The 13,579-nt window shown below is 59.0% G+C and carries 15 protein-coding genes, 1 other RNA gene and 1 riboswitch; of the genes, 6 read left to right on the forward strand and 10 right to left on the reverse strand.

The window, feature by feature from the left end; all coding sequences use genetic code 11:
- Positions 1 to 23 precede the first annotated feature (23 nt).
- Positions 24 to 785 carry a DUF1013 domain-containing protein gene (locus RA28_RS12630; RefSeq protein WP_039529120.1) on the reverse strand — a complete coding sequence of 254 codons (762 nt, stop codon included), beginning with the start codon at positions 783 to 785 and terminating at the stop codon, positions 24 to 26.
- Between the two features lie 131 nt (positions 786 to 916).
- On the opposite strand from RA28_RS12630, the gene RA28_RS12635 reads away from it, so the two are divergent.
- Positions 917 to 1,558 (forward strand): ribonuclease T2 family protein, encoded by a 642-nt coding sequence (locus RA28_RS12635; protein ID WP_052261456.1) that lies wholly within the window; start codon positions 917 to 919, stop codon positions 1,556 to 1,558.
- On the opposite strand, the gene RA28_RS12640 is transcribed toward RA28_RS12635, so the two are convergent.
- The 5 genes from RA28_RS12640 to RA28_RS12655 all read right to left on the reverse strand — a co-directional run bounded on the left by RA28_RS12640 (position 1,555) and on the right by RA28_RS12655 (position 5,646).
- Complete coding sequence (locus RA28_RS12640) at positions 1,555 to 2,043, reverse strand: hypothetical protein (protein ID WP_039529484.1); 489 nt, start codon at positions 2,041 to 2,043, stop codon at positions 1,555 to 1,557. The genes RA28_RS12635 and RA28_RS12640 overlap by 4 nt on opposite strands.
- Before the next feature lie 101 nt (positions 2,044 to 2,144).
- Complete coding sequence (locus RA28_RS22505) at positions 2,145 to 2,705, reverse strand: thermonuclease family protein (protein WP_082029817.1); 561 nt, start codon at positions 2,703 to 2,705, stop codon at positions 2,145 to 2,147.
- A 102-nt stretch (positions 2,706 to 2,807) separates the two neighbouring features.
- A complete protein-coding gene (gene recR / locus RA28_RS12645) occupies positions 2,808 to 3,401 on the reverse strand; it encodes a recombination mediator RecR (RefSeq protein ID WP_039529123.1) in 594 nt (197 codons plus the stop codon).
- A 61-nt stretch (positions 3,402 to 3,462) separates the two neighbouring features.
- Positions 3,463 to 3,807 (reverse strand): YbaB/EbfC family nucleoid-associated protein, encoded by a 345-nt coding sequence (locus RA28_RS12650; protein ID WP_039529126.1) that lies wholly within the window; start codon positions 3,805 to 3,807, stop codon positions 3,463 to 3,465.
- Positions 3,808 to 3,888: 81 nt separating this feature from the next.
- Positions 3,889 to 5,646 (reverse strand): DNA polymerase III subunit gamma/tau, encoded by a 1,758-nt coding sequence (locus RA28_RS12655; protein WP_039529129.1) that lies wholly within the window; start codon positions 5,644 to 5,646, stop codon positions 3,889 to 3,891.
- A 171-nt stretch (positions 5,647 to 5,817) separates the two neighbouring features.
- Between RA28_RS12655 and RA28_RS12660 the strand changes: the two genes are divergently transcribed.
- Entirely contained in the window at positions 5,818 to 6,321 is a 504-nt protein-coding gene (locus tag RA28_RS12660; RefSeq protein WP_039529132.1) for a protein-tyrosine phosphatase family protein, read from the forward strand.
- A gap of 1 nt (position 6,322) precedes the next feature.
- Here RA28_RS12660 and RA28_RS12665 read toward each other — a convergent pair whose 3' ends face one another.
- Positions 6,323 to 6,730, reverse strand: coding sequence for a hypothetical protein (locus RA28_RS12665; RefSeq protein ID WP_039529486.1), 408 nt, complete (start codon positions 6,728 to 6,730; stop codon positions 6,323 to 6,325).
- 92 nt (positions 6,731 to 6,822) lie between these two features.
- Positions 6,823 to 7,044, reverse strand: a riboswitch (cobalamin riboswitch).
- 178 nt (positions 7,045 to 7,222) lie between these two features.
- Between RA28_RS12665 and RA28_RS12670 the strand changes: the two genes are divergently transcribed.
- The gene (locus RA28_RS12670; protein WP_039529135.1) at positions 7,223 to 8,083 is read left to right on the forward strand and encodes an alpha/beta hydrolase family protein; all 861 of its coding nucleotides are present in this window, start codon (positions 7,223 to 7,225) and stop codon (positions 8,081 to 8,083) included.
- Between the two features lie 30 nt (positions 8,084 to 8,113).
- Here RA28_RS12670 and rsgA read toward each other — a convergent pair whose 3' ends face one another.
- The 3 genes from rsgA to RA28_RS12680 all read right to left on the reverse strand — a co-directional run bounded on the left by rsgA (position 8,114) and on the right by RA28_RS12680 (position 11,332).
- Positions 8,114 to 9,142, reverse strand: coding sequence for a ribosome small subunit-dependent GTPase A (gene rsgA, locus RA28_RS12675; RefSeq protein ID WP_039529139.1), 1,029 nt, complete (start codon positions 9,140 to 9,142; stop codon positions 8,114 to 8,116).
- Positions 9,143 to 9,298: 156 nt separating this feature from the next.
- An RNA gene (ffs, locus tag RA28_RS22510) (signal recognition particle sRNA small type) lies at positions 9,299 to 9,397 on the reverse strand.
- Between the two features lie 39 nt (positions 9,398 to 9,436).
- The gene (locus tag RA28_RS12680; protein WP_039529142.1) at positions 9,437 to 11,332 is read right to left on the reverse strand and encodes a bifunctional 2',3'-cyclic-nucleotide 2'-phosphodiesterase/3'-nucleotidase; all 1,896 of its coding nucleotides are present in this window, start codon (positions 11,330 to 11,332) and stop codon (positions 9,437 to 9,439) included.
- A 177-nt stretch (positions 11,333 to 11,509) separates the two neighbouring features.
- Between RA28_RS12680 and nudC the strand changes: the two genes are divergently transcribed.
- From nudC to RA28_RS12695, 3 genes are read left to right on the forward strand one after another with little or no spacing between them, the layout of a single operon-like run.
- Positions 11,510 to 12,493 (forward strand): NAD(+) diphosphatase, encoded by a 984-nt coding sequence (nudC, locus tag RA28_RS12685; protein ID WP_039529145.1) that lies wholly within the window; start codon positions 11,510 to 11,512, stop codon positions 12,491 to 12,493.
- 39 nt (positions 12,494 to 12,532) lie between these two features.
- Positions 12,533 to 13,000: an SRPBCC family protein gene (locus tag RA28_RS12690; protein ID WP_039529148.1), complete on the forward strand. Its 468-nt coding sequence runs from the start codon at positions 12,533 to 12,535 to the stop codon at positions 12,998 to 13,000.
- Positions 13,001 to 13,049: 49 nt separating this feature from the next.
- A complete protein-coding gene (locus RA28_RS12695) occupies positions 13,050 to 13,571 on the forward strand; it encodes a chloramphenicol phosphotransferase CPT family protein (RefSeq protein WP_241481134.1) in 522 nt (173 codons plus the stop codon).
- Positions 13,572 to 13,579 lie beyond the last annotated feature (8 nt).

The following is a 13,579-nucleotide window of genomic DNA, read 5'->3' on the forward strand; positions in this document are numbered from 1 at the left end:
CAAGGGCCGGGGCCAGACCTGAATCAGGGGCGCAAATCGTCTTCGTCTTCGTCCTCACCGCCACCCTTGGGCAGGTTGAAGAAGCTGTCCGCATCCACAATGGGCTCTGCTTCTTCTTTTTCTTCGCCATCATCGGACAGCGAGAAGGTTTCCAGACCCTCAATCGCAGTTGGAATCTTGGGCGTCGAATCCATTTCCAGCGATTGTTCGGTCGAAACCAGCTTGCGGCGTTCGTCGTCGCTCATCACGCCACCTTCGGCGGCTTTCTTCGCGGCGGCCTTCTGGACGATCGCATCCAGCTCGGACTGTTTGCACAGCCCCAGTGCAACCGGGTCAATCGGCTGCATGTTCGAGATGTTCCAATGCGTGCGCTCTCGGATGGACTGGATCGTGGGTTTGGTGGTGCCGACCAGCTTGGCGATCTGACCGTCGCTGAGTTCGGGATGGAACTTGACCAGCCACAGGATCGAATTCGGACGGTCCTGACGCTTGGACAGCGGAGTGTAACGCGGGCCGCGGCGTTTTTCCTCGCCCGAGGCGGCCGGATTGAACTTGAGCTTCAGCTTGTGCAGTGGATTGTCCTGCGCCGCTTCGATCTCTTCCTGGGTCAGCTGGTTGTTGGCAAGCGGGTCAAAACCCTTGACGCCGGCGGCCACGTCACCATCGGCGATGCCCTGCACCTCCAGCTCGTGCATCCCTACGAAATCCGCGATCTGCTTGAAGCTGATCGTGGTGTTGTCCACCAGCCAAACGGCGGTAGCCTTGGCCATAAGCGGTTTTGCCATCAGCCCGTCTCCTATACATACATCTGTCCCGTCGCCGGAATTCGGCGGCCCCGCAATTTTTGGGGCAGGTTTCCGTTGTCGGGGAACTTGGGCTGTATATAGTCGCGTCGGGCTGAGAAGGGAAGAGGCGAATGCGCCAGGGGATTACCGCGTTTGTTCTGTGGATGCTGGCCGCAATGGCGGCGTTTGCCGATGGCGAAAAAGCGGGTGAATTCGACTACTACGTGCTGGCGCTCAGCTGGTCGCCGAATTGGTGTGCGCGCGAAGGTGATGCGCGAGGTTCTGATCAATGCGATACGCGCCACGATCACGGTTGGATCCTGCATGGTCTTTGGCCGCAATACCATCAGGGCTGGCCCGCCTATTGCCGCACATCCGAGGCCCCGCCCTCGCGCGCGATGACACGCGATATGGCGGATATTCAGGGCAGTTCCGGACTGGCCTGGCACCAGTGGAAAAAACACGGGACGTGTTCGGGCCTGTCGCCGCGCGATTACTTTGCGCTATCCCGGCAGGCATTTGAGGGCGTTGAGCGCCCGCAAGTGTTCCGCAAGCTGGATAGCTCGGTCAAACTTCCGGCCTCGGTCGTGGAAGAAGCGTTTCTGAACGCCAATCCGGGGTTGGAGCGGGATATGATCACCGTCACCTGCAAACAAGGCTATATCGAAGAGGTGCGCTTGTGCCTGTCTCGTGATCTTGAACCCGTGCCCTGCGGGCGTGACGTGATCCGGGATTGCACGGCCACCGACGCGCTGTTTGATCCGATTCGCTAAAGTTCGCGATTCTGGCACTCGCGCGCGTATTCCAGTGCCTTGGCGGTTCCGTTCAGATCAATCGCCATCACCACGTCGCCCGCCGGGTTGTACACCGTCAGGGTTTTGTTCTGCGCAATTGCGTTGACGAAACTGCGGTCGGTGAAGAATACGGTCGCGCCGGGTACGTCGCGTTCGTTGAACCCGATGGCAGTCGCGTCGTAACTCTTTCCGTCCAGTTCAAACCGGATCGGATAGCTTTCCCCCTGTTTGATGTCGCCCCAAGCCTTGTTGTAAACGGCGAAATAGCCGCGATTGTCCAGCGCATCATAGCCAATCCGCACCACCGAGAGGTCCTGATACACTGTCTGGATCAGGCACCCGTTGCCGAGTGCTGGGTCCATCATGATGTTCCAGCCTTCGACGAAGCCTTTGTCGATGAGGTCTTGGGCGAGGGCGGCGGTTGCGGTGAAGGCGGCTAGGGTGAGGGCGAGAAGGCGGGTCATTTTGAACTCCAATGAATGCATTCAAATTCTGTTTTCTAACTTTTAGACCCAAATGCCGAAAGGTCACCACGCATTTGCAATTTTGCTGAGCTAGCGATCAATCATTTCTGGCCCGGTGCCCTCTTCGGTTTAACTTCCGAATTGAATGCTTTCATATGGCCTTTTTGACGTGCAGCCGCTCGCCACAATTTCTTACGTGCGTCTGGTGGTTCAAGATGAGAATATGCTCCACCAGAGAATTTGGGCCAATCAAGCGCCAATCCTTGTCGCACAAGTTCAGCGGCGACATCGGTCCCATCCGGTAGTACACATTTGGCAACGATGCGGTCGTATGACGGTTCCTCACTGACTATCGCAGTAACTACTTGCCTTTTGCACATTTGAATCAAAGCAAACTTTGATTTCTTTCCCCATGGGTGCTCCAACTCCGGTGCGTCGATCCCTGCAATTCGAATTTTTGTACCGCTGATAACGATCGTGTCGCCATCGATTACGTGACATTTGCCCTTTAAGGTATCGGTCGTTGGTAGTCGCGACGGAGGGGGCGAAGCGTTTCGCTTGATGCTTGGTCTACTGGAAGGATTTGTGGCACTGTATCGGCGTGGAATCCTTGAGGGTTTTCGGAAAGATCCGAACAACGCTCTTATCAGAAATCTTATCATAATTTCCTGTCTTCAAACTCAATTGGCAAAAACAGGTCAAAAACTATCGCTCTAAGGCAAGCTGTGTAAACAATTACTTTGAGACTGTTGTGGGGGTTGCGACTACAACTCCTTACGCGCCCGCAGCGCTGCTGTAATCGTCCCGTCATCCAGATAGTCCAACTCACCCCCAATCGGAACGCCCTGCGCCAATGAGGTCAGGCGGACCTGTCCCTCAAGCTGATCGGCGATGTAGTGGGCGGTGGTCTGGCCGTCGACGGTGGCGTTCAGGGCGAGGATGATCTCGGTGATACCCTCGGCCACCACTCGATCCTTCAGGCGCGGGATGCGCAGGTCTTCGGGGCCGATACCGTCCAGTGCTGACAAGGTGCCTCCCAAAACGTGGTATCGGCCTTTGAACACGCCGGCGCGCTCCATCGCCCAGAGGTCGGCAACGTCTTCGACCACGCAAAGCTCTCCAGTTGCGCGGGCTTCGTCGTTGCAGATGTCGCAGATATCGGTGGTGCCGACATTGCCGCAGTTCAGGCATTCGCGGGCGGTAGCCGCGACCTGTTGCATCGTGTCTGACAACGGGGTCAGCAGCAGCGCGCGTTTGCGGATCAGGTGCAGCACCGCGCGACGGGCCGAGCGCGGGCCGAGGCCGGGCAGTTTGGCCATCAGGTCGATCAGGTTTTCAATGTCGCTGTTCGAACTCACGGCCTGTCCTGTGTGGCGCCGGAGGCAGCCTCCGGCGGGAGTATTTTTGAAAAGATGAAGATCAGAACGGCAGCTTGATATCTGCGGGCAGGCCCATGCTTTCGGTCAGTTTGGCCATTTCCGCCTGCGAGCGTTCGGCGGCTTTGGTCTGCGCGTCCTTGATGGCGGCGAGGATCAGGTCCTCGACCACTTCCTTGTCGTCGCCGTTGAAGATCGACGGGTCGATGTCGAGGCCCTTGAGTTCGCCCTTGGCGGTGGCGGTGGCTTTGACAAGACCGGCACCGGATTCGCCGACAACCATGATGGTGTTCAACTCTTCCTGCATGTCCGTCATCTTGGTCTGCAAATCCTGCGCGGATTTCATCATCTTGGCCATATCGCCCAGACCGCCTAGTCCTTTGAGCATCGGAATTCTCCTGTAAGTCCGTTTGAAGCTTAAATACGGGCGCCATTCGTTCGACACAAGGGCCGGGGCAGGGTCGCAGGGTCAGTCTTCTTCAAACGGGTCCCATTCGTCTTCGACCTCGGGCAGTGCTTCGGTTTCGACTTTCGCAGCGCGTTGCTCGGGCGTCTCGATATTTGTGATCCGGGCCTTGGGAAAGTGAGCGAGAACCGCCTGGACCAACGGATGTTCTTTGGCCTCGTTGCGCAAAGCCAGTTCTGCGGCATCCCGGAGTTCGGCGATCGTCGAGGCCTGACCTTCGGAGGTAATCGATACTGCCCAGCGGTTGCCGGTCCAGCGCTGCAGGGCCGACCCCAGACGCGCTGCCAGGTCGGTGGGTGCCTGCGTGGTCGGCGTGAATTCGATCCGCCCGGGTTGGTACGAGACCAGGCGGACACCGTTTTCAACCTCGACCAGCAGTTTGACGTCCCGGTTTGACCGGATCAGCTCGACAACATGTCCGAATGTCGGATAACGCGCCAGAGCGGTCTGAACATCCTGAGCCAAGGCCGTTGTTGGGGCGCCTGCCGGGCCGCTTGGCGCGGCGGTGTATGCCGGTTGCGCAGCGGCCTGAGGCGCGGCATTGCGCGGGGACGGTGAGGGTGTGCCACCCCCCGGTCCGCTGTTCGGAGGCGGCGGGGTGTCCTGTAACCGTTTGATCAGCTCTTCGGGGCTGGGCAGGTCTGCGACATGGGTGAGGCGGATAACCGCCATCTCGGCGGCCATCATGGCATTTGGTGCTGCCGAAACCTCCTCGAGCGCTTTGAGCAACATCTGCCACATACGGGTCAGAACACGCATCGGCAGCGCCTCGGCCATCTGCTGGCCGCGGGCGCGCTCGTCCGGCGAAACGGTCGGGTCTTCGGCGGCGTCAGGAGTGATCTTCACGACCGAGACCCAGTGCGTAATCTCGGCCAGGTCGCGCAGCACCGCCAGCGGGTCGGCACCTTCGGCATACTGCGCGCTGAGCTCTGTCAGCGCCCCGGCTGCATCGCCCCGCAGGATCATGTCCATCAGATCCAAAACCCGGCCCCGGTCGGCGAGGCCCAGCATGGCGCGAACCTGTTCCGCGGTGGTTTCACCAGCCCCGTGCGAAATGGCTTGATCCAACAGCGAAGTTGCGTCACGGGCCGAGCCCTCGGCGGCACGGGTGATAAGGGCCAGCGCATCCTCGGCAATCTGGGCGTTTTCCGACGCGGCAATCCTGTTGAGCAACCCGATCATGTCCTCAGGCTCGATCCGGCGCAGGTCGAAGCGCTGGCAGCGGGACAGAACCGTCACCGGCACTTTGCGGATTTCGGTTGTCGCGAAGATGAACTTCACATGCTCGGGCGGTTCTTCCAGCGTTTTGAGCAACGCGTTGAACGCGCTGGTCGACAGCATGTGAACTTCGTCGATGATATAGATCTTGTAGCGGGCCGAGGCGGCCCGGTAACGCACGCTGTCGATGATCTCGCGGATATCATTCACGCCGGTTCGGCTGGCCGCGTCCATCTCCATCACGTCGACATGCCGGCCTTCCATGATCGCGGTACAATGCTCGCAGACGCCGCAAGGCTCGGTGGTGGGGCCGCCATTGCCGTCCGGGCCGATGCAATTCATGCCTTTCGCAATGATCCGGGCGGTGGTTGTCTTACCGGTTCCCCGAATTCCGGTCATGATGAAAGCCTGCGCGATCCGGTCCGCCGCAAACGCATTTTTGAGCGTGCGCACCATCGCATCCTGGCCCACCAGATCGGCGAAGGTTTCCGGGCGATATTTTCGGGCGAGAACCTGATAGGCGGGCGTTGGGGTATCGGTCATGTCTGCTCTGGCGGATTCGTATTCAAAGTGCAGCGTAGTTGGCCCCGCCCGCCGCGTCCACAGCGGGTCGGCAGGATTTTTGTTTTGGAAACGGGGTCCGCACAGGTAACATCGCCGACTCATAGGCCAGGGGTAAGACTTTCTGATTTTCGTTTCGGGGGGAACGCAAAGATGTCTCAGATGGTGATTCATGCATTGCAGGTGGGCGGTGGCTCATTGGCGCTTAGTTCTATGCCGGGACGGGGTGGGGACTATGCCGGTGATCTTGAGCTTGTCGCCGGATGGCAACCGGGTCTGGTGATTTCCATGACGACCGAAATCGAGATGATCAAGGACGGCGCCCGGGACTTTGGACGAGATGTGCAAAGCCGGGCAAGCCGGTGGGCGCACCTGCCAATCGACGATTTCGGTGCGCCGTCGGCGGAAATCCGCGAGCGCTGGAAAAGTGTCAGCGCCTCGGCACGGCAGGCGCTGTCGGGCGGTGGTCGCGTTCTGGTTCATTGCCGGGGCGGCTGCGGACGGTCAGGGATGGTCGTGTTGCGCCTGATGGTGGAATGCGGCGAAAACCCTGATACCGCATTGACGCGTTTGCGTGCCTTGCGGCCTTGTGCTGTCGAGACGGATGATCAATTGCATTGGGCCACAGCACCGTCGGTGGCGCTTGCCGCGTCTTGAATCAGACGCTCGCGCGCGCATCCGCCGTCGCGGACCGCGTGGGTTCGCATGCAAGTGCCTGCAGCATTGCGCACGGCGGATCGGTGATTGCGCCTGACGGCAATGCGCTCGGTCCGGTTCCAAACATCAGATTGGCATAATCGTCGAGCTTGTCGATATCCGAATTGGGAAGCGTGCCACAGAAGATGCGAATTTCGTCGGGTTGCGCACGGAACCTTGCGGTGCAGCCGCCGGGGCAGTGGGTCAGTTCGGCGCTGCCTTCGATTTCCAGTTCTCGTGTCGTCGCAGACCCGGCTGTCGAGATTGACTGAACAAGTGCGCGCGCCATGCGTGCCAATGCCGGGCAGGTCTTTCCAGTGCGCTGGCAAACGGTCGCCGAGAATTGATGTGTGTTGGACTTCCAGATCATGATGCGCCCTCCGCGCATAGCAGACGAGGGGTATAGATCAGGAGTATCCGCACGGTGCGGTCCTACCCTGCCCGGACACCCCGCCCGAGTTTCGGTTTCAGTTCCTGATGGCAGGTCTCCTGACTTGCGGGTCGTCGCTTTGCCGACCTTCCCAGCCTTGCGGCCAGTGGTATTTCGGCATTGCTCTCCGCTTACAGTTGCGGGGGCAGTCGCGGACTTGGCTGTCCCGGAATAAACCGGCTGGGCCGCACCGTGTTCCCTTTTCATCCCGGACCCCGATCAGGGGCGCGGAAACCATCACAGCATCGCTATCGGGCGATACCAGTCCGAGTCAAGCAGCTTGCGAGGTGATATCGCCCGTGTTCGAGGAAACGGACACAAGTGGACGTTTGGTCAACTTACCAAAGTATTGACTTGGAACAGCAAAACCGGTCGATTACCGAAAGTGAACTGATTGGTTTAAAAATTCATTGAATTGGTTCGGAGCTTGCGATGCTGGACACTCAAACTGCGATTCTGACCGAGGACTTCCCCATCCCATGTGGTCAGGCAACTATGTCGGCCCGTTTGTACTTACCCGCGACTGATCCCAAGACAGTTGTGGTGATAAACAGCGCAACCGGCGTTCCGAGGGACTATTACCGACATTTCGCCAGGTGGTTGGCAGCGGAACAGGGCATCGCTTGCCTGACCTATGACTACCGCGATTTCGGGCATTCCGTTCAACGGCGCATGTCGAGCGCGAAGACGACTATGGCGGATTGGGCGCTGGTTGATATGCCCGCCGCGCGCGCCGAGATGCGGCGGAGGTTTCCTGACGCCGCGCATTGGACGATCGGACATTCGGTGGGTGCCATGTTGGGCCCGGTTCAGCCAGACGCCGAACAGATAGATCGTATGATCTGCGTCTGCTCGGGGTTGGTGACGCTGGCGGATCACCCTTGGCCATATCGTGCGTTGGCCTGGTTATTCTGGTATGGGCACGCTCCGCTGGCGACGCGGATGCTGGGCTATCTTCCGGGAAAACTCACCGGATTCGGAACAGATTTGCCGGCAGCGGTATATTGGCAATGGCGGCGCTGGTGCACGGCACCCAAAAACTATGTCCCCGACATCGGGAACTTGCTGCCGGACGCAAACTGGCCAAAGGCCGGTCGACAGGTGGACCTGTTCACTTTTGATGACGATCAGATGGTCCCGCCCGAGGCCGTTTGGCGACTTGCCGATCTCTATGGACCGGACACGCGTCGACATTTGCTGTCCCCGCAGGAATTTGGCCTGAAAGAAATAGGCCATATCGGGGCCTTTGCCCGTCGCAACGCGGCTGTGTGGCCCCGACTGATTGCCCTATAGGGCCGGGCGCTGACTCAGCGCCCGACACCCTCAGAACCCCTTGCGGGATTTCTTGTCGAGCATGACCGACCGCACCATCTTGCCGAACGCCTTGTTGCGCGCGCGGGACTGGGCAATGGTTTCCGAGTTGCGCCGATCCTCGCGGCGCAGCTTGCGCCACCGCTCCAGCCGGGACGGGTCCAACGAGCCTTCAGCGATAGCCTTTTGCACGGCGCACCCCGGTTCCGAAATGTGTTGGCAATCCGAGAACCGGCACGCTGACGCCAGTTCGGCCACGTCCGAAAACACTTCGTCCACACCTTCTTGAGCGTCCATCAATCTCAGCGCCCGCATTCCGGGGGTGTCGATCAACCAGCCGCCATTGCGCAGTCTTCGTACCGCCCGGGCCGTTGTCGTGTGGCGTCCGCGCGCGTCATCTTCGCGAATGGGTGCTGTGGCATCTCTGTGACCGGTCATTCCGTTGGCCAATGTCGTTTTTCCGACGCCGGATGACCCGACCAATGCGCCGGTCTGACCCTTCGGACACCAGGACAGAACTTGCGCGATGTCTTCTGGCCTGAACGCATTGATCGCAAGAACCGTCAAAAAGGGCCCCAATTCTTCGGCGCGCGTGACGTAAGATCCAGGATCTTCGCAGGTGTCGGCTTTGGTCAGGACAACAACCGGATAGCACCCAGCCTGATGGGCAAGTGCAAGATAGCGCTCGAGCCGGGGCAGATTGAAATCGGCATTGCAGGAACTGACAATGAACAGAACATCAACATTGGCGGCGATTAACTGCGGTTCCGCGCCTGTTCCCGCAGCGCGACGCTGCAAAACGCTGCGCCGCTCCAACAGGTGTTGAACACGCTGGTTTTCGTCAACCAGCACCCAGTCACCGACGGTAAAGTCACCGCTTGACCGGTTGGGCGTCAACAGCGGTGTTTCGCCGCCCGGGGATATTCCGATCAGGCGGTCCCGATGGACGGCGCTGATGCGAAACGGTGCGAACGAGGGGTCTGCTGCATGTTGCGCAGCAAAGTGAGAGGACCATCCGAGGTCCGATAGGGAATACTTCATTGGTCTGCCTGTTTTCAGGGACAGCGGACCAAACGAATGGCGTACGCGCATTCGTTGGCTATGTGTTCAGGCAGAACCGAAGAAGTAGATCTAGAACCGATCCGCCTGAAGGGTCATTGCAACAATCATAAACGCCCTCCTGCGGCCGAGTGGATCAAGTGAGAGGTTGGACATCGACCCAAGCGGGGCTCGTTGTGGCTGCTTCCTTCCGGACCTGACCAGGTTGGCGAGGCGCTCGCCCGCGCCAACCTCTCAACCCACGATATAGGCGTCTCGTGATAAAATGGCAACCCGTCACAAGGTCAGTTGAACGCGCAAGAACCCGTCAGGATCAAGGCCCAAATCCCGCGGTGCGTATTCTGACAGTTCATCCATATACTTTCGGGCTTTCGGCCCTGTTTTCAGAACGGTGCGAACGCCGCCAAGCGATGCAAAGGAAAAGGGCCTTGGCGCAGTCTCGAGTGGATCGGGCCTGTTCTGTGCAGCCAGATACTCTGTCAGCACGTCGTGAATTTGCAGCGGCGGAACAGGGATAGCCCCACCCTGATTGGCGATCGGGAAATTGCCACCACCGTTGGCGCGGTAGTTGTTTGTTGCGACGACAAACAACTGCTCCGGGTCGATTGGCAGGCCATTGAATACCACATGACGCACACGGCGATGCGATGGGTCAACCAGGTTGCCGTTTGCGTCAAAGCGAGCGGGTCGGGACAGATCAATCTGATAGGACAGACCATGCATGACATCCAGATTGTGACCCGCGCGCGATGGATCATGCAGGTCGCGCAGTTTGTCCGGCAATAGCTGGTTGTAGAGCCCGGCAGACATCTCAAGCCAATCGAGGATTTGCGCGCCGTTGGCACATACGCCGCGCAACTCGTTCGGAAAGACGTGCAGGTCGGCTACATGGCGGACGGAAAGATCGCCTGCGGGTATATCGGTATAGAACTCGGGCCCGGCGCGTCCCCCGAATTTGGCCGGTGCCGTGGCGGACAACACAGGTAGGTCTACAAGGGACGTGCCCGTCAGGAACGGGCGCAAAGCGGCTGCCTGTGCTGCGGCCAGCAACGCCAATCCACGATCCGGCGCGCAGTAGGCAAAATAGCTGTGGAACCTTTGGCGCGTTCGACCCACTGGCCGGGCGACATGGGCACGGGTCGCATCATGCGCGTTTCCCAGCAGTTTGGTGATTTCAACGTCCTCTGCGACCTCGAACGTGGCGGCGCCATTGCCGCCATGTATTGCCCGAATCTCTGACTTGCTTCTGCAGATGCGCCATCGGTTTCGGTCATCCCGTGCCAGGTCAAGGTCGATCACGCCAAGATGCGACCCGGCAAATCCGGGCATTACCAGCGGCGTGCCGTGAACCAGCCCCTTCTGATGGTCGACATAGTCTAAACCTTGCGGTGCGGTTGCCGGAAAAGTCAGATGGGTATGTCCTGCTACAACGGCATCGATTTCCTTGTTCGCGGCAAGGGGAATGGCGGCATTCTCCAGACCCGGAGCTGCCTCAGCCGGGCCAAGCCCGGTATGCGCCAATGCAACAATGAGATCGCAGCCTTCCTGGCGAAGCTCGCTTGCGGTGTCTTGTGCAGCGATCAGGATGTCGTCGACCGTGACTTGGCCGCCAAGCTTATGGGCCTCCCACTGGGCTGTTTGGGGCGGCAGAACGGAGAGGACACCAATTTTCAGCTCCTCAGGAAAGTCGTTCACCATCACTGTGCGGGTCAGGACAACCGCCTTTTGCCAGATGCTGTTCGAACCGTCATTGAAAGTGACATTGCTGCTGACAATCGGATAGACGGACTGCTTGGCGATCTGCTGCAAGAAGTCCAATCCAAATCCGAAGTCATGATTGCCCAGCCCGACCACGTCATACCCAAGCGCCTTGAATGCCAAGGGCAATGGGTGCAGGCCTGTGCTATTCTGCGCGACCCAATCGCCAAGCGGGGTGCCTTGCAGCGAATCTCCGTTGTCGAACAGCAGGGTCAATGCGCCATCCCGCTCGGTCTGACGTCGCGCTTGTCGGATCAAAGTGGCGGTTCTGGCGAATCCGATTCGCTCATCTCTGCAATCGGAATAATAGTTGTGACCAATCAGGTTCATGTGCAGATCTGACGTGGCCAGTATTCGAACCCGTGCCGTGGCTTGCGGGTCTTCGCCTTGCGGCGGTCTTTTTGTGTCTTCCAAAGTTCTTGCTTCTGATGGAACTGGTAATCTTGTGTTCACTAAACTTCGCGTTAATGCAATTTCCGAGGCGATCGTTCGGCCTTTCGAAGGCGGCACCGGACCCGTGCGTATTGAAACGCCGTTGCGTCAGAGGTCAAGACATGGCAGCCCTTGGCTCGGAAGCGAAGGAAAGAAAATATGAAGCGCGCGGAACAGGTGACATTCGGGGGCTCGGGTCTGGACCGCGCGGCCCATATTCGCGGCGACGCAGACAGCATGAAGCAGGCAACCACCCATCCCGACGCGCAATGTGTGATGGTGTGGCGCGGCAAGGTGTTGGTCCGTGGACCGGATCTGGACGGTCTTGCCCTGGTGCCAATGCGCCACGACCTGATACAAAACGCGTCGGGCGGCGCGATTGAAGCGCCCGTCTTTCTCGGCAACAACGACGCAAGCGCGCCACTTTTCGCCATGGACATATCCGGCTGGCAGGCTGAAGGACTGGATCTGTCGGGCGTCGGCGACTTCGTTGACCGGACTGAACAACAGCACCCCGATTTGCCCGACGGCCATGTCTTTGCCGAACTGCGTCGGATCATGACCAGACTGTCGCCACGTGACGCAGAACTGGCCGCGACTGCGAAAGCTGTGATCGCATGGCACGATACGCACCGGTTTTGCGCCCGCTGCGGTGCGCCGAGCGAGATTTCGCAGGGCGGTTGGCAACGCAGTTGCCCGGCTTGCGGCGCACATCACTTTCCCCGCACAGACCCGGTGGTGATCATGCTGATAACGCATGGAAACTCGGTCCTGATGGGGCGTTCCCCGGGGTGGCCTGAAGGCATGTATTCATTGCTGGCGGGGTTTGTAGAGCCAGGTGAAACACTGGAAGCTGCAGTGCGTCGGGAAGTGATGGAGGAGGCCGGGGTACCGGTTGGCGAAGTGCAGTATCTGGCCAGTCAACCCTGGCCGTTTCCGGCATCCTTGATGATGGGGTGTGCAGGGCGGGCGTTGTCACGCGACATAAAGATCGACCCGGTTGAAATCGAAGATGCCATGTGGGTCACCAGAACCGAAATGATGCAGGCATTTTCGGGCGAGCACCCCAACCTGCTGCCAGCGCGCAAAGGCGCGATTGCCCATTTTTTGTTGCATCACTGGCTTGCGGATACGCTGGACTGACGCGAAATTGAGCTGGCAGAAGGGCAGACAAGACAGACAATGAAGTTCTCAGCGCAAGAAGACATTGAAGCCCCCATTGATGATGTGTTCGCAATGGTTGCCGATTTCGAGCGTTTCGAACGTATGGCCCTTCGGCGGGGCGCTGATGTGCGGCGCGTTGCGGATAGGGGACCGGTGGCAGCGGGAACCGTTTGGGAAACCAAGTTCAATATCCGGGGCAAGCCGCGCGAGGTCACGATTGAAATGACGGAACGGGACGATCCGGCGCTGATGGAATTTCAGGCCAATGGCAAAGGTATGGTCGGGATCACCAAGGTTGATTTGCTGGCGCTATCAAGAAACCGAACCCGCCTGACTCTGTCGATGTCGCTATCTGCCAAAACCCTGCCAGCAAAGTTGTTATTGCAATCCATGAAACTGGGCCAGTCGCGAATCCGGCGACAGTTCCAGTCCAGGCTAAGTGACTTCGCACGCGAGATTGAAGACCGTTACCGGCATCGGACCTGAACCGCCGAAGACCGACCACAGACAGTACCGGAGATGTGAATTGGCTCAGGTGATATTTCTGCACGGCGCATCAAGCAGCGGAAAGACGACCTTGGCGCAGGCGTTGCAAAAAAGGATCGAGATCCCATTCTGGCATGTTTCTATAGATCACCTGCGAGATTCAGGCATGTTGCCGATGAACAGGTTCCACGACGGCGCGTTTGATTGGCGACAAGAGCGTGAACGCATCTTTGACGGATTTCATCGATCCGTGGGTGCCTATGCCGACGCCGGAAACAACCTGATATTGGAGCATATTCTGGACACACCCGGATGGGCGTCTGCGTTAAGTCAACAGTTTGCGCGTCACGATGTCTTTTTTGTTGCCGTTCACTGTGCATTGCCGGTCCTGACCGAGCGCGAAAGGCGTCGCGCCGACCGCCCCATCGGCAGCGCGGAGCGGGACCAGCGCAGCATCCATAAGACCCGCGTGTACGATCTTGAGCTCAATTCCGAGGATGGGCTTGATGCAAATATCAAGATGTTGCTGGGTGCCTGGCGCAGCGGTTTAAGGCGATCGGAATTCAGTTGACCGCGTGG

The organism is Ruegeria sp. ANG-S4, from assembly GCF_000814005.1.
Classification (GTDB): domain Bacteria; phylum Pseudomonadota; class Alphaproteobacteria; order Rhodobacterales; family Rhodobacteraceae; genus Ruegeria.